Source organism: Chloroflexota bacterium (assembly GCA_038040195.1).
Taxonomy (GTDB): domain Bacteria; phylum Chloroflexota; class Limnocylindria; order QHBO01; family QHBO01; genus DASTEQ01.
Map to the genome: position 1 here is coordinate 208513 of JBBPIR010000001.1, position 16009 is coordinate 224521.

10 protein-coding genes are annotated in these 16009 nt (G+C 64.1%); 6 read left to right on the forward strand and 4 right to left on the reverse strand.

Annotated elements, in window-relative coordinates; translation table 11 throughout:
- Positions 1-95: 95 nt before the first annotated feature.
- The 5 genes from AABM41_01135 to AABM41_01155 all read left to right on the forward strand — a co-directional run bounded on the left by AABM41_01135 (position 96) and on the right by AABM41_01155 (position 7272).
- A complete protein-coding gene (locus AABM41_01135) occupies positions 96-557 on the forward strand; it encodes a hypothetical protein (protein MEK6190910.1) in 462 nt (153 codons plus the stop codon).
- Between the two features lie 499 nt (positions 558-1056).
- Positions 1057-2115 (forward strand): restriction endonuclease, encoded by a 1059-nt coding sequence (locus tag AABM41_01140; GenBank protein ID MEK6190911.1) that lies wholly within the window; start codon positions 1057-1059, stop codon positions 2113-2115.
- A gap of 212 nt (positions 2116-2327) precedes the next feature.
- Entirely contained in the window at positions 2328-4712 is a 2385-nt protein-coding gene (locus AABM41_01145; GenBank protein ID MEK6190912.1) for a hypothetical protein, read from the forward strand.
- Positions 4709-5695 (forward strand): hypothetical protein, encoded by a 987-nt coding sequence (locus AABM41_01150; GenBank protein MEK6190913.1) that lies wholly within the window; start codon positions 4709-4711, stop codon positions 5693-5695. The genes AABM41_01145 and AABM41_01150 overlap by 4 nt, the downstream gene beginning before the upstream one ends.
- Positions 5696-5712: 17 nt before the next feature.
- On the forward strand, positions 5713-7272 hold the full coding sequence (locus tag AABM41_01155; protein ID MEK6190914.1) for an SIR2 family protein: 1560 nt from the start codon (positions 5713-5715) through the stop codon (positions 7270-7272).
- Here AABM41_01155 and AABM41_01160 read toward each other — a convergent pair.
- Together AABM41_01160 and AABM41_01165 are read right to left on the reverse strand one after the other, a co-directional pair.
- Positions 7253-8509 (reverse strand): hypothetical protein, encoded by a 1257-nt coding sequence (locus tag AABM41_01160; GenBank protein ID MEK6190915.1) that lies wholly within the window; start codon positions 8507-8509, stop codon positions 7253-7255. The genes AABM41_01155 and AABM41_01160 overlap by 20 nt on opposite strands.
- An 85-nt stretch (positions 8510-8594) precedes the next feature.
- Positions 8595-11687: a vitamin B12-dependent ribonucleotide reductase gene (locus tag AABM41_01165; protein MEK6190916.1), complete on the reverse strand. Its 3093-nt coding sequence runs from the start codon at positions 11685-11687 to the stop codon at positions 8595-8597.
- Between the two features lie 518 nt (positions 11688-12205).
- On the opposite strand from AABM41_01165, the gene AABM41_01170 reads away from it, so the two are divergent.
- On the forward strand, positions 12206-12673 hold the full coding sequence (locus AABM41_01170) for a YbhB/YbcL family Raf kinase inhibitor-like protein (GenBank protein MEK6190917.1): 468 nt from the start codon (positions 12206-12208) through the stop codon (positions 12671-12673).
- A gap of 10 nt (positions 12674-12683) precedes the next feature.
- Here AABM41_01170 and AABM41_01175 read toward each other — a convergent pair whose 3' ends face one another.
- Positions 12684-15074 (reverse strand): EAL domain-containing protein, encoded by a 2391-nt coding sequence (locus tag AABM41_01175; GenBank protein ID MEK6190918.1) that lies wholly within the window; start codon positions 15072-15074, stop codon positions 12684-12686.
- Between the two features lie 155 nt (positions 15075-15229).
- Complete coding sequence (gene arsM, locus AABM41_01180) at positions 15230-15988, reverse strand: arsenite methyltransferase (protein MEK6190919.1); 759 nt, start codon at positions 15986-15988, stop codon at positions 15230-15232.
- Positions 15989-16009 lie beyond the last annotated feature (21 nt).

Genomic DNA, 16009 nt, shown 5'->3' on the forward strand with positions numbered 1-16009 from the left:
CTGGAGTTCGTCGAGGTACAGTATCATCAATATTGACACGCGGGATCGGCCAAGGTGCGCCCAGACTATGGACCAGTCGGGCACCGCCAGCAGCGTTGACCCTCCTCAAAGGCCGGGAAGGCTGGTCGCAGTGGCGCCAGAGCGATGTCGATGCCTCATTCGAAGGAATCGGAGGGACGAGTCAGATGGCTACCGAATCAATCTCCCCCGAAGAGGTGCAACCAGGCGACAACTGTTCGTTTGCTCGTGACCGCCATGCCAACAAGCTAATGTGGCTGAATCTCTGGACGATCTTGTTGTTCGTGTTGGGCGCGGCAGTCGTGCTGCTCCTGATCGTGGCACTTGTCCTCTTCTTCCGTCAGGACCTGGCCTCCGGAGCCATCAGCGTTGCAGGCAGTGCAGTGAGCGGACTCGGAGCCGGGTACGTGATTGGACAGCGAAAGGTCGCAAAAGAAGAGGAAGAAACCGCTGACCGGATAGCTCGTCGTGAATGCAAGGACGTGCCTGCGTCGCCAGGCACACGAAATACTCGCGTGCGGCCGCTGGGGCTCGGCTGACGCCCAGCGACTGGGCGCGAACCTAGGAAGGCGCGGTGAGGATCTCGGGTCGTGCCGTCCGCTTCTCGTGCTGCTTGCGGCCATACTTGCTGGTGATGGTGAAACGTGAGACCCGCCGATCCCCGGTGGGTCCTTGCCGCCGCTGCTAGGCTCTGCCCAAACACCCGCAGGCCCACGCGGGGGAACCGATGACCGAGCTCGCCACCAACGTCCTCTACTACGGCCGACAACCTGGACATCCTGCGCCGCTACCTGCCCGACGCCAGCGTCGACCTGATCTACCTCGACCCCCCGTTCAACTCGAACCGCCACTCCAACGTCATCTTCAAGGACGAGCCCGGCAACCCGACCGATGCCCAGCTCCTCATCGTCGATGACACGTGGCACTAGCGTGGAGCCCATGTCGACGAGATCGAACATCCCGCACCTGGTGAATTGGGCCCCTATTGGCGCTTCCTTGGCAATCACAATCGGAAGCGCGTAGTCGAACGGAGGACCAATGGCGGATCTGCGGATGACTCTTGAGGTAGTTCGATCGCGGGTCGAGCAGCACTCGGGCAAGGGGATCGGCGAGCAGAACACCAAAGCTGTCCTCATCAATCCCATCCTTCGAGCTTTGGGATGGGACCTGGAGGATCTTGAGGAGGTAGTCCTGGAGTACAAGCGTAAAGCCATGGACAACCCGGTGGACTACGCCCTCATGCTGCAGAGGACTCCTCGGATGTTTATCGAGGCTAAACCCCTCGACGGCAACCTGAACGATCCGAAGTGGGTTGGCCAAATCATGGCCTACGCCACTGTCGCTGGGGTTCAGTGGGTTGCTCTCACGGACGGGAATGAGTACCGCATCTACAACTCGCACGCGCCGGTCCCAGTTGAGGAAAAGCTGTTCAAGAAGGTCCAGTTGTCAGATGACGACGTGGCCGAGACGCTGCAGCTGCTGTCGAAGGACCGGATGCAGCAGGGGCTAATCGGAGCGTTGTGGCATGCGCACTTCGTTGACGAACAGGTGCAGTCCGGAATGAACCGCCTTTTGAAGCCCGAGCCAACTCCTGGCCTTATCCGGCTAGTCCGGACGAAGGCGCCAAACCTTGGACCCGCCGAGATTCGGGACGGATTGGCACGCATGCAAGTCCGATTCGACTTCCCATCACCACCCAGTGCGCCTGTCGCACCTCCGTCGTCGGGCGCTCCCGCCAAGTTCCCAAACAAGAAAGCTCCCTTGAAGGTTGGCACACCGTGGCGAGACATGACTATGACCGACCTGTTCGCGGAAGGGCTCCTAAAGCCACCTGTGGAACTTAAAAAGCACTACAAAGGGAAGCTCCTGACGGGACGCATTGAGCTGGACGGCCAAGTGTCTTTCGGCGGCAAACGATATCAATCGCTATCTGTCGCGGCAGGTCAGGCTAGGCGGACAGTCATCGGGAGTCCGCAGGGTCGCGTCTATCCGCAGACCAATGGGTGGACCTTCTGGCATTTCCTCGACTACAACGGCAGGTGGGAGGAGCTCGACCAATTACGGCGTCGGCTGTGGGCTAAGAAGCAGCAATCATGATCGGCTGGCGGTGGTCCGATCCGCTCAGCGAGGACAACTCGCGGTCCAGGAAAGGAACCCTAGTTCTATGGATATGACAGCCAGCGAGCGGGAGCGATTGGACGAGCTTCTCAAGTTCTTGGGTGACAACGAGATTGAGAAGGACAGCCGGGCGCTCATTCAGTTCCTCCTAGATCTAAAGGATACGGACGTCGCGGGTGAGGCCTTAGAGCGTGCGCTTCCAATTCGCGACTGACCCGAACGCGCGCATCCGACCGATACCGGAGTTACCTGACTTTCCAGTCAGTCGGATCGAGGGCCGAAACGGCATAGGAAAGAGCCTGGCAATCAGGCTCCTCCAGTTGGTGACGGGAGATCAACCCTATTTGACCATGCCTGCTGCATGGAACTCGCTCAAACATGGACTGGCGCCTTTCGAGTTGGTGGTGACCAGCCTTCGTGGCGCTTCAGAAATTCGCTGTCGCGTCGATCCCGGGCGATGGCCAGAGAATGTGGAGGCAGTCGGTGATTGGGTCGCGGATTACCTCATCGACGGGCGCGCGGCCACGCTGAACGATGTCCGAGCCCTTCTGACTGTCTACCGAATTGCCGGCGACGAATCGCTGCTAGAGACCATTTCGGCTCGCATAACGGAAGACGCAGCACTTACGAGCCGGGTTGGCGGGTTGATTCGATCACGGGCAGACGCGGTGGATGTGTTGCTTGGCGGTGCGGCCTTCGAGATCGAACGTGCAAATCCACGCCACTACCTCGAGCTAGTACGACTGCTGGCAACCGAGGATCGGGAACTGAGCGCGCTGCGCGGAAAAGTCGAGCGAGCTAAAGCACAACACGACCAACTCGCCCGTGCGCGACAGTTATTGGCTGACTTGGAGGCCACCGAGGCTGAAGGCCCAGAGCTTGACGCGGCGATTGAGGTACACGACCGACGGATCGCGGAGTTGCGGAAGCGTGTTGAAGATCTGGACACAAAGAGAAGCAGATTCCAGGCATCCCTCTATCACGTAGAGGAACTCCAGACCCAGGCGAAGAAAGCAGCCACCTCCGCCAAGGCTGCTGCTACCCGACTCCGCAACCTCCGAGTGACGGTCCAGCAGATGTGTGCCGAGCTTGCGGTGCCATCCGATGCCGTCGCTGTTCTGGAGCACTCCGCAGCGGCGCGCAGTGACTTGATAGAAGCGGTTCGGGAGCGGGGTGAGATCGACGCAACACCCAAAGTGCTGCACGTGGTAAGAGCCCTGGGAATCGAGCTGAAATCGGCGCTGGACAGAGGGATTGGGGACCGCGAGGTCGCTGAGCTCTCCGACGCGAGGACCGTGTCCGCCGCTGAGCTTCGTGACGGAGTGACACTCGTTCGCCGAAAGCTCATCGGACAGCCGCCACCAGAGGAAGCGAAGCGCCTGGATGAGACGATCATCGCGCTGCGCAAGCGCCGCGATGCATTGGACGATCTACGGGGCAAGATCTTGGCATCGGGACGTGCGGAGAAGGCCCTTGAGAAGCACGAGAAGAGACTGGCGGAATTGCAAGGTGAACTCGACGCCCGGGACGCCGAGCGCCTGATCGTCCTCACGAGAGAACTGGAGAAGGCGCGCTCCGAACAGATCGAGGCCGAAATTGGCCGGGCCGACCTTATTCGGCGGCGAGCGATGCTTGCTGGAGGTCGCTCTAGGACTGACTTGCGCCGAGAACTGAGGAAACTGCTCGAACGGCCAAAGATGCCCCGGCAGGATCAACTGAATCGAGCGTTTCTAGTGGCATCGAGCGAATGGGAGACCCACCGAACCGAACTGGATGTGCGGTTGGCCGCGATGGATTCGCTGTCGGAAGAGCGATCCACCGTAGAGGAAGAGATGCGCACCCTATTACGCCGCCTTACCGTGGGTGACGAATACGGATGGCTGCGCGCCCGCTGGTCGACCACGAAACTTGCAGAAGACGACTTACTCACCGCGGCTACGAGCGTCGATCGCCTCGCCGACGCGATCGAACGCGCGAGAAACGCGGTCAGCGGTGCGGCAGCGGCCGTTCAGTCGCTGGGCCCCCCATTGGAGATCATGGCGACAGCGGTCTTAAGCGGCCAACGACCAAGTGCCCGCGTTGCTGAGATTGACGACCGTATTCAGGCACTACGCCCATGGTATGAGCTGAGTTTCGGCGACCACTTCCGAGAGCCGGCAATTCAAGCGGCGCTCTTCGAGAGTGGCGAATTCGTCAGACTTGACCTCGGTTACCCCAGCGTGACTTGGAGAACAGAGGACGGCCAGGAGCAGTCCAGGCCGCTGGAGGCTTTTTCGAGTGGCGAGCGTGTCTTTGCATACACGTTGGCGCGACTAGTGTCGTTCGCGCGTCCCCGAGCGGCGAATACCCTTATCGTTCTCGACGAATTCGGCGCCTTTGTAGCAGGTGACCGATTCTCTCGTCTTGAGCGGTACCTGCACCGAAGGGTGCTTGGGCAGATAGCCGACCAGGTGGCAGTCATCCTGCCGCTTAGAGTCGACTACGAATCGGTACCAGATCCGAGCCCCTCGGACACGGGTCGCGCGATTGCGATACGCGAGCGAGGTTACTTCGCCGAGCCAGTGAGTGCCGGATGAGCTTGCCCCGTCGACCGAGCGATCTTTTCGGTATTCCAACCGGCCTCGAACGCGAAGCGGCTGAACGGCTGCTGGTTGCGCTTACCGACGCCTGGATGGGTTTGGGAGCAGCCGTGCCGAGACAGGTCGACGAGGCCGTAGATTGGCTCTTCAAGCAGTATTTTGACCCGCTTGCGCGTGGAGCGAGGCTACGCAAGGCTCTGGAATCGATCCAGGCGCAAAGACGAGATGCGCCCTTCCTTACTGAACAGCTCGTAATGGACCTTGGCAACGGTCGAGGCCTCATCACTCCGGAAGGGCGAGTCGCAATGTGGGCGCTGCAAGAGAGCATCAGACCGACAGGAAGCACTGTCGTCCTGCGAGACGACACCATTCTGGCTGCGGAAAGCTTCCTCCTTGACCGATACCGTGGTTATGGACGCGCTCGCCTTGAACAGGTAGTCCGCCTTGGGAAGGGCACGGGCAACCCAATGCTGCCTGCGGCAGCAGCAATACCGCTATTGCTGCTGGTCAATCGGTCCACCAGCCCGGAAAGGTCGCTACGCCGGCCTACGCAGGCGGATCAGCGGCAGGAACTTGACCAGGCCGTCGGCAAGATCGTCGCCGCTTTCGCCGAGGTAATAGACGAGTCAACATCTCGGCGACATAGAGGGCGGAGTGCCGATCACATGTCCCTGTACGGTGGTTACCCGCTGACCGAGGCACGCCGCCGATTGGGTGCCCAGCTCTCGGAGGATCCAGGTGACCTCTTTGTCCGCCCAGGGCAACAAGACGCAGTGCTGCGGTTCGTTGCGTCAGATCTGGCCCGACGCAGACTTCCGCCCGAACAGATAGCACAAGCCTACGACGCACTGCTGGCAACTTATCGAGCCCAGATTCCCATATTGACCGCGCTACGAATTTCATTCGAACGCCCAGCCGATAGCAATGCCCTTCGCGCCCAACTACTGAACGAGTACCGCGAGGCGTGTCCAGCGTGTTAACACGCTCGCTCCTCCAATTGCTTGACAACCTCTTGTCGGAGGCTGAAAACGAGGCGGGAGAGGTGCGGGTGGTCCCAGTGCTGGTTTCGGACCTTCCGTTCCATCTAGCCACGCTCCGGGCCATCATCCATCACGCTGGAGGCGTATTTCTCAACGCCGAGGAAGCCGCGGAAGAGGGCGCCGACGGCCCAATCGACGCGAGAATCGCCGCCATTGTCGAGGCTGCCATCCGGATGCCACGTCCAGAAGGAGGTGAGCTAACCGTCCGAGTCGGGACGGACGACACCGGGCGGATCGCTGTCGAAGTGCAGGGCGCTACAGACGAAGTGCTCCCGCCAGGCTTAGCCACTCTCCGTGGCGTTGCGACCGCAGTTCTCGATAGGCGCCTTCAATCAGCGACGATCGGGGCCATCGCATATGGGGAAGCGGATCTGGAGCCAGCTGGTCAGATCGCGGCCTGGAGCCTGTTGACTGAGCAGCTCCCGCGGCAGCCATTGGGCAGCCTTCGCACGCTCGTGATCTTCTTGGGGGTGGGCCAAGTAGAGTATCGGCGACATCTTGGTGGTGACGTTGCCGCACGCTACCGGCTAAATAGCGCTGGCTGGTCTAGGCGCAACTCCCGGGCGGTGAGTGTCAACGCTGTCGTCCACACAACGAACAATCAAGCCCCTTGGAACGTTTTCTTCCTCGGCGCCGGATTTGCCGCTTCGTCTGAGCTCCCTCTCGGCGATGAGTTGCGCGACCATGCACTGGCCGATCTGCTTGGTGACGATGGTTCGGCAACCGCAGTAGGCCTTGCCGAGAGGTTCCACACCCAACTCGTTGAGAACGATCGTCTGCTCGTCGAGGAGCGAGCGATGCCCCGCCGGCAGTTCGTCGACCAGCTAACGGCAGAGCGGGTCCTGCGTGAGGAGCGCCGGTGGCACCAGCCGGCTGCTATGCCGACACTCATATATTTTCGGGATCGCAACGATACGGCGGTCGCAGACCGCGGTGAAGCTGTCCGTATGCTAGGGGAATGGCTCCGATCAGACCGCACGCCGCCTAGGTTGGTGCTTGTAACGGTCAACTTCGACACGCTAATTGAGGCCGAGGCCGGAGACATGGTCGAAGTATTTGCGACCGAGGCCAGGTTTGCCACTTGTGGAGACTATCTAACCGAATACCGAGCAAACGGCGGGCCCATTCCGTTGCTGAAGCTGCATGGGACGATAACTGATCCCCCTTCGGTCGTTGCAAATGTGGATGAAACGGTGCTAGGGCTCACAGCGTCTCGCCAGTCGTCACTACGAAGGCTCGCGGAACCCGCCGATGATCTTTCCCCCTGGACCTACGTTGGCTACAGCATGCGGGACCTCGATATCGTCCCCGTTCTGCGTGAGTTGGGATTCGCTGAAACCGTCGAAGAGAGGTGGGTAAGCCCGTTCCCAGACGAGAATGCCCGCCGTTTTGCCGAGGTTTATCGCTCTGACATTTGGATGCGGAATCAGCGCGCGAACTTCAGCGAGCGGACTATTGCTTTGAGCGCCGACGCCTTCTTCACCCGCCTGTCAGAACTCAGCCACGAAGGACAATGAGGCGTTCCGACAAGGCTCGATGGTGCCGACTGCCGTTGCTAACCCACCGCTCACCCCGGCTCCGGAGTCTTCGATCCTGGACTGCGTGGAGTCCGACCATCTCCGCCATTCGCGAGACGAAGGCTGGGGTGTCCACTAACACGCCGTATGGTGCGCTGTCGCCGACGACCCAGGCGAGAACGCCGTCCTTTTCCAGGTGGGCGCGGACATTCTTCAATACGTTCATGAGGTCTAGGAAGTACATCGGGATGAGACTGTCGTATTCCTTGCCCCGCGCTCGCCGTCTTCTCTCCCGGGACACGCGATCCCGCACGAGCAGGATCTCTCGTCCAAGGTTGCCCCACCCAGCAACGGCGTTTCCTGCATCCCGTGCTTTCGCGATCGATGTCTGTTGCGTGGAGGCAGTCACCATGTTTGCGCGTACGACTGTCGTCAGCTCGGCCCAGGACCCGACCGTCTTCCAGAAATACAATTCAAGGCGGGTCGCATCAGCGTAGTCATAGTTGTTGAGGTACGGCGGGGAGGAAACGCAAGCCTGCGCCAGAGTCGATCCCAGCAGTCTTTGCCAAACCGCTTCGTCTCGTGAATCGCCGCAGCTTACGAGGGCGTCCGGTGGTTCTGGGCTCAGAGCGAGGTCGTGGGCCATCTGCTCGGCCCGTTCAACGAACCTAGATCGTGGGCTCTTGTGAGGGGCTTGGCGTTCGACATCCGGGCGTTGGTAGGGCCAGCCGACCTTCACTGCCGCTACATCCCTGAGGGTGGCAAGCAGTGCCCACTTCAGATGTAATTGCCATTTCCTAGAGCCCTTCTCGATCGAGCTGCGCAACCCGACCAGTGATGCAAGGACCTCCGGGGCGAAGGACTTTTGGATCATGGCATGCTCCGCGGACCATTCGCCATCTGGAGCATCCTGCGCGATCGCTCGCGCCACGTCGGCGAGCTCGTTAGGGTCGCCAGGTCGGCTGAGTTTCAACGACGCAATTTCGGCAATCGCAGGGTGAACTTCGATACCGCGAAACCGCCATCCTGCGCGCGCCAGGGGAATTGCAGAGGTCGCCACACCTGCGAATGGATCTACGGCAAGGCCGGCCGTGTTCCCAATAGCTTGGAGCGTCGCCGAGAGAGCTTCGGGGCTGAATCCCGCCGGATAGCGAAACCACCGGTTGAACGCGGCATTTTCAGGTCCGTTGGCTCGGCCAGATCGCGCCATGGTGGGGGCTAGGTCGCCATGGTGCATCCGAGGAATTGTACGCTGCCTAGTGGCCCCTAGGTGGCGCCTCGGATCATTCCAGCGCCCGAACTGGTCGCCGCCCCGCCATCATCTAACTACACCCGCTCGTTGAGCCGCAGTTGAGGCACTTGTAGCAGCTTCCGTTGCGGACCATGATCGAGCCGCATTCGAAGCAGGCCGGCGAATCGGCTGTATCAAAGATCACGGTTGGCTGACCGGCTGACAAACGCTCCTCCCGGGCACGGGACCCGTTCTGGGCCACGATCTTCAACCCATCCATCAACCCCGGCAACGGCTCAGGTACTGCCTCGTCCTGAACATCGGTATCGGTCTGTGACTCGCTGACCCGGTCGGAACCACCAACGCCCCGTGCCGGAGCCGAGGCGGACTGTGGTTCTGCCGCCGCCGGGGCTGCCCCCTCGCTTGCCGAGGGGGTGCCCATGGCGGCGTGCTCCCCACTCACTGCATCCGCTTCTGCGAGGGTCATCTGCCGGTTGATCACCCCCACCTGGTCCTGCTCGTCCCGGCTCAGGAACTTGGTGGCCAAGTACCGGAAGATGTAGTCGATCAGCGACTTGGCCATGGGCACGTCCGGGTTGGTCGTGAATCCCGCCGGCTCGAAGCGCAGGTGGCTGAACTTGTTCACCAGGTCCCGCAGCGGGACCCCGTACTGGAGCGCGATGCTGACCGCGGTCGCGAACGCGTCCATCAGCCCGCTGATGGTCGACCCCTCCTTGGCCATGCGCAGGAAGATCTCGCCCGGCTGCCCGTCCTCATAGAGGCCCACCGTGAGATACCCCTCGTGGCCGGCCACGTTGAACTTGTGGGTGATGCTGGCCCGCTCATCGGGCAGGCGGCGTCGGTAGGGTTTGGGGGGAGCGGCGGCGGCCGTTGTGCCCGCAACGGCCGTGGTGCCCGCCGCTCCCTGGGAGCCTTCTTTCTTCACGTTCAGCGGCTGCGAACGCTTCGAGTTGTCGCGGTAGATGGCGATGGCCTTCAGGCCCAGCTTCCAGCCATCGATGTACACCTGGGCAATCTCCTCCGGGGTACTGGCCTCCGGCATGTTCACCGTCTTGGAGATGGCCCCGCTGATGAACGGCTGAACCGCGGCCATCATCTTGAGATGGCCGTTGTAGTGAATGGACCGATGCCCGTTGGCAGGCTTGAAGGCGCAGTCGAACACCGCCAGGTGCTCCTCGCGCAGGTGCGGCGCCCCCTCGATCGTCTCCTGCTCGTCGATGTAGGCGACGATTTCCTCCGCCTGCGCGGCGCTGTAGCCGAGGCGTTTGAGAGCGTGGGGGACGGTGTTGTTGACGATCTTCAGATAGCCGCCACCCACCAGGCGCTTGTACTTGATGAGCGCGATGTCGGGCTCCACCCCGGTCGTGTCGCAGTCCATCAGGAACGCGATGGTGCCGGTGGGCGCCAGGACCGATACCTGCCCGTTGCGGAAGCCGTGCTCCTTGCCCGCCGCGACCACCTCGTCCCAGGTGTTGAGGGTGGCGTCCAGCAGGTCGGCGGGGATGAGCCGCCGATCCAGCCGATAGGCCGCATCGCGGTGCATGCCCATGACCTTGAGGTACGGCTTGGCGTTGCGGGCGTAGCCCGCGAACGGGCCGCCCTGGTCGCGGCTGATCCGCGCTGACTGCAGCTCCGCCTCGGCCTGCATGAGGGCCGTGATGCCGGCGCTGTACGACCGCCCCTCGTCGGAGTCGTAGGCCAGTCCGCGGTTCATGAGCAGGGCGCCCAGGTTGGCGTAGCCCAGCCCCAGCGGCCGATAGGCGTGGCTGTTGTCCCCGATCCGCTGGGTGGGGTAGCTCGCGTTGTCGACGATGATCTCCTGCGCGGTGAGGACCACGCGAACCGCGTGCTTGAAGTCCTCGACCGCGAATTCGCCGCCATCGGCCACGAACTTCATGAGGTTCAGGCTGGCCAGATTGCAGGCCGAGTCGTCGAGGTACATGTACTCGCTGCATGGGTTACTGGCGTTGATGGGGGCCGTGTTGGCGCTGGTGTGCCAGCGGTTCACCGTGTCGTGGTACTGGATCCCCGGGTCGCCGCAGATCCAGGCCGCCTGGGCCATCTTGTTCAGCAGGTATCGGGCCTTGACCGTGTCCATCGCCCGCCCATCGGTCACCGCTTTGGTGGTCCAGTCGGCGTCCTGCTCGACCGCCTCCATGAAGGCATCGGTCACGCGGACGGAGTTGTTCGAGTTCTGGAAGAAGACCGAGTCGTACGCCTCGCCCCCGTTGAAGTTGCCGTCATAGCCGGCGTCGATGAGGGCCCAGGCCTTCTTCTCTTCCTTCATCTTGCAGTCGATGAACTCCTCCACGTCGGGGTGGTCGACGTTGAGGATCACCATCTTGGCCGCGCGCCGGGTCTTGCCACCGGACTTGATGACGCCCGCGAACGCGTCGAAGCCCTTCATGAAGCTCACCGGGCCGGAGGCCGATCCTCCACCCCGGAGCCCTTCGCGCCTGCTGCGCAGGGTTGACAGGTTGCTTCCCGTGCCGCTGCCGAACTTGAAGAGCATGCCCTCGGTGTGGGCCAGGGTCAGGATGGAGTCCATGGTGTCGTCGACGCTGTTGATGAAGCAGGCGCTGCACTGCGGATGGGCGTCGATGCCCACGTTGAACCAGACCGGCGAGTTGAAGGCCGCGCGCTGCTTGAGCAGGATGTCGGTCAGCTCGGCGTGGAAGGTGTCGGCATCTTCGGGGGTGGCGAAGTAGGCGTCCGTGCGGCCCCATCCGGTGATGGTGTCGGCCACCCGGCCGATCATCTGCTTGACGCTTGTCTCGCGCTCCGGCGTGTCCAGCGTGCCGCGGAAGTACTTGGAGGCGACCACGTTGGTGGCCAGCGCGGACCAGCTCTTGGGGAACTCGAGGCCCTTCTGCTCGAACACGACCTCGCCGTGCTCGTTGGTGATGGTCGCCTCGCGCGCGTCCCACTCGACCGTGTCGTACGGGTCCACACCGGGGCGCGTGAAGCGCCGCTCGACGCTGATCCCCTTCCAGGTGGGTTGCTCGCCCGACTGGAGCTGGTGGTAGCCGGCGGCCTTGCCCTTTTCGGCTTTGCCCGGTCCGGTCGCCCTGGCCTGGCCCGGTCCTGTGGCCTTGGCTGCCCCCTTGTGCCCGTTGCCATTTCCGTTGGTCTTGGACGGGACGGGGGCTGCGCTGCGTGCCATGGGTCCGGTGCCTCCTGTGGTCGGATAGGTGTCGGTTGTAGGACGGGCGGACCTCTCGGAGGAGTTGGGAGAGGTCCGCCCCGCTCGATTCGGGAGGCGCCGCGAACCGGTCCGGCCGCTTCGTCTCAGTGGCCTTGAAGTCTACTCCTCGCATAGGGCCGGGTCAAGGCAAAATCACAACATGTAGTGGTGGGCCCTCGAATCTGCCCCTACATCCTGCGTAATCGGCCAAACCGATGTGGACGGCCTGTGGACCGTCTGTTATCGGTCTGTGGACAGCCGTCTGCGCTGCCTCGGCGTCCGAGATTGGGCTGACCGATGTATGACACGGCCCTCGGGGGCAGGGGCAGCCGCGTTGGACGCGGGGCGGGGCCCCGGATTGGACGCGAGTCGGGCCGGGGGGTAGGGTGGGCGAGGTGACCGGGCGCCACATATTTCAGTGGTCCGCGGTCGCGGCGCTCGTCGGCGTCGCCGCCTGTAGGCCCGCGCCCGGGCAGAGCACGGAGGCATCGAGCCACATGAGCAGCGTCATCACTCAGGTCAGACTGACCAGTTCCGCATTCGCCGACGGCGAGGCAATCCCCCGTCAATACACCTGCGATGGCGACAACATCTCGCCCCCGCTGACCTGGGGGCCGGCGCCAGAGGGCACCGCGGCATGGGTCCTCATCGCCGAGGACATCGATGCGCGTCTGTGGGTCCACTGGCTTGTCGTCAACCTTCCCGCCGGCGTGATCTCGCTGCCGGAAGGCGCCTCCCGCAACATGCCTCAGGGAGCCGTGGAGGGCGGCACCGACTTCGGTCCGGCCACATGGGGCGGTCCGTGCCCGCCGTCCGGGGAGCATCGGTATGTCTTCACCGTGTATGCGCTGGCCGAGCCATTGGTGCTTGGGCCGGAGCTCGCCGCGACCCAGATCCGGGCCGACATGTACGGGAAGGTCCTCGCCGAGGCGAAGCTGACCGGGACGTATCAGCGCAAAGCCTAGGCCGGCGCGACTAGGTCTGCGCGGCGGGGCGGGCCAGTCGGGGAGCAGAGCGGGCTGGCGTAGTCGCCGGCGTCCGCGAAGCGCGGCGCGGTGGTGCGGCGGCAGGCGCCGGACGGAGGTATCGGCGCAGTTCGGCGGCGGGCATGGGGCGCGCGAAATGGAATCCCTGTCCGTATTCGCAGCCGATCTCCCGCAGACGGGCAACCTGCTCCCCGTTCTCGATCCCCTCGGCCACCACCGAGATCCCCAGGTTGCGGGCCAGGTCCACGACCCCGGAGATGAGCGACTCGGCGCGTGAGCCGGGGGACAGCCTCGCGACGAAGGAACGCTCGATCTTCACGATGTCGAACGGGATTCGGCTGAGCTGGCTGAGCGAGGCGTAGCCAGTCCCGAAGTCATCGATCGCCAAGCGCGTGCCGAGCCCCCGAAGCTGCAGCAGGTTGGCCGCAGCCGCCGCGTGGTCCAGCCGAACGGACTCAGTCAGCTCCAGCAGGAGCTGACGCGGGGCAAGGCCGGAGGAGGCCAGCATCTTGGCGACCTGGTCGGCGAACCCAGATTGCACCAGCTGGAGGGCGGACAGGTTGACGCTCATGAAGAGATCGGCCGCTCCCTGCCCCTTCGCGGTCCACCGAGCGGCCTCGCGGCAGGCCTCCCCCAGGATCCATCGGCCCAGCGGCACGATCGCTCCGGTGATCTCGGCCAGCGGGATGAACTCGGCCGGCGCCAGGAGCCCACGCGTCGGGTGGCGCCAGCGGACCAGGGCCTCGACGCCGACGACGGCACCGGTGGCAAGGTTCAGGACCGGTTGGTAATGCAGCTCGAACTGCTGGTCGCGGATGGCGCGTTCCAGGTCGCCTCGCAACTCCATGCCACGGACCACGGCCTCGTGGGCGGCGTCCTCGAAGACGGTGAAGCGGCCCTTGCCCTGGCCCTTGGCAACGTACATGGCGATATCCGCATCGCGCATCAGGTCCTCGGCCGTCGAAAGCGCGCTGGTGCCCAGGCTGATGCCGATGCTGGCGCCGATCGAGTGTTGATGGCCGGCGATCGATATCGGTTTCTCCAACGCGGAGATGAGGCGGCCGGCGACCAGGCCGGCTGCGTACACGTCGGGGTTGTCGTCCAGCAGCACGGCGAATTCGTCGCCGCCAAGTCGGGCGACCGTGTCTGCCGGTCGGACGGTGCGACGCAGGGAGTCGGCAACCGCCGTGAGAACCGCGTCACCGGCTTCATGGCCCGAGGTGTCGTTCACGGTCTTGAAGTCGTCGAGGTCCAGGAAGAGCACGGCGACCGAGTGGTTCCGGCGGGCCAGGGCATGCTGCAGGCGGTCACGGAACAAGACCCGGTTGGCGAGCCCGGTGAGGGGGTCGTGCAAGGCCCGCCGTTCCAGCTCCGCTTCGAGGATCTTGCGTTGGTGCAGGGTCGTCCGCAGGTCGCTGACGACGCCGCTCAGGCGGGCGACCACCAGGAGGAAGAGGACGACGCAGCCCACTGCGATCACCGGGATGTTGATAGGCACACCGGTCACCCCTTCGATCACCAGTACGGCCGGCGCCATCAGCGATGCGCCGGCCAACAGGACCAGGCGCCCGGCGGAGAAGGGCACGTCGCCCGGCTCGACCGGGTCGGCCACGTGGCGCATGGAAGGATGGAGTGCGGCGGCGCCCCAGAACGCCGCGCCCAGGAGCCGACCCGCATCCACCAGCTGGCCGGTCTCATAGGTGCCCTGGAGCGCGAGGAACGCATACGGGTAGTCAGCTAGCAGGAAGGCGACAACGGCCGCGATGAGGAACTGCAACGAGGTGACACGCCGGCCCGGGGCGAGGAAGAGTCGGGCCATGACGCAGAGCAGGAGGATGTCGAGCACCGGATAGGCGAGGGCCACCGCAATCTCGCCGAATGACTGGGACGTGTCGGCCACGATCGGAGCCATCAGGAAGACCCAGCTCGCCATGCCGAAGCCGACGGCCACGATGAGCGCGTCGATCACGCCGGCACGATCTCCGCCCGGGACGCGGCCACGGACCAGCCACAGCAGGGCCATGACGACCAGGCCCATGCCCGCGAGATAGAAGGCGTCGGCGACCGACGGGAACGGGTCGAGCCCGTAGACCCGCTCCAGGATCACCCAGGTCCAGTCACCCGCCGAGGAGAGTGCGAGGCCAACCGCCAAGATGAGCCACGGTCGACGATCCGGCGGCCGATGGATCGCGGCGCCGGCCAGGACGGCGAATGCGGCGAGCATCCCGGGCACCTGGTAGAGGAGGTCCTGGAGGTCCTGTGTGGGAAGCGCGAAATAGGCGACGACCATGGCCAGGCCAAGTGCCAACCACGCCTTCCAGGCGGCCACCCGGATGGTGCGTTGGTGCCGCTCGCCCGTGTCCGCCAGATCGACGCTCATTTGGCGATCCATGCTACGCACGGCCCGAGGCGTCGCCAGTCGCTCGATGGTCCCAGTCGCCAACCGAAATGGCCACCCTGGCCGCGGCCGGGACCGCGTCCCCCGAGGGGGTGGGCCGATATGCCCACGCCGGGGGCTACCCCCCAGGCGTGTCGCTACGCCGGCGCTTGGGTGGCCGGCTTGACCGCGCGGATGATGGCCGAGTACATGCCAGGCGCCGCGTCGTGGGTGGGGGTGACCGAGACATCGGTAAGGCCGACCTCGCGGAGCCCATCCGCGAACTCCGAGACCGATAGCGCGCCCGCGATGCAGCCGGCGTAGGAGCCGCGTTCCGCGCGCTCGTCGGGCGTGAGGGAGTCATCGGCCACGATGTCGGTGATGCCGATCCGGCCGCCGGGGCGCAGGACGCGGGCGACTTCCCGGAAGACGGCGGGCTTGTCGGCCGCCAGGTTGACGACGCAGTTGCTGATCACGACGTCGATCGAGGCCGCCGGCAGCGGGATGGCCTCGATGTGGCCCTTCAGGAACTCGACGTTGGTGGCGCCCGCCTCGGCCGAGTTGCGCTGGGCGAGGGCCAGCATCTCATCGGTCATGTCCAGGCCGAACGCCCGACCGGTGGGGCCGACCCGCTTGGCCGACAGCAGGACGTCGATCCCGCCGCCCGAGCCCAGGTCCAGGACCCGCTCCCCGGGGTTGAGGTCGGCGACTGCGATGGGGTTTCCGCAGCCGAGGGATGCGAGCACGGCCGCTTCCGGCAGCTCGTCACGCTCGAGGGTCGAGTAGAAGGCGACCCCGGCGGTCACGCCGCCGCAGCATTCGGCGCCGCAACAGGCCGCCTGGGCATCGTCGTCGAGGACCTCGAGGGCGGCCTTGGCGTAATGGTCGCGCACGATCTCGTGGATCTGGTTGGTCATCGGTTCTCCTTCGGGGTCACT

Coding starts and splice junctions, on each gene's coding strand:
- AABM41_01170 (MEK6190917.1), top strand. CDS start 12,206: ATGAGCAGCGTCATCACTCAGGTCAGACTGACCAGTTCCGCATTCGCC.
- AABM41_01140 (MEK6190911.1), top strand. CDS start 1,057: ATGGCGGATCTGCGGATGACTCTTGAGGTAGTTCGATCGCGGGTCGAG.
- AABM41_01165 (MEK6190916.1), bottom strand. CDS start 11,687: ATGGCACGCAGCGCAGCCCCCGTCCCGTCCAAGACCAACGGAAATGGC.
- AABM41_01175 (MEK6190918.1), bottom strand. CDS start 15,074: ATGAGCGTCGATCTGGCGGACACGGGCGAGCGGCACCAACGCACCATC.
- arsM (MEK6190919.1), bottom strand. CDS start 15,988: ATGACCAACCAGATCCACGAGATCGTGCGCGACCATTACGCCAAGGCC.
- AABM41_01150 (MEK6190913.1), top strand. CDS start 4,709: ATGAGCTTGCCCCGTCGACCGAGCGATCTTTTCGGTATTCCAACCGGC.
- AABM41_01160 (MEK6190915.1), bottom strand. CDS start 8,509: ATGCACCATGGCGACCTAGCCCCCACCATGGCGCGATCTGGCCGAGCC.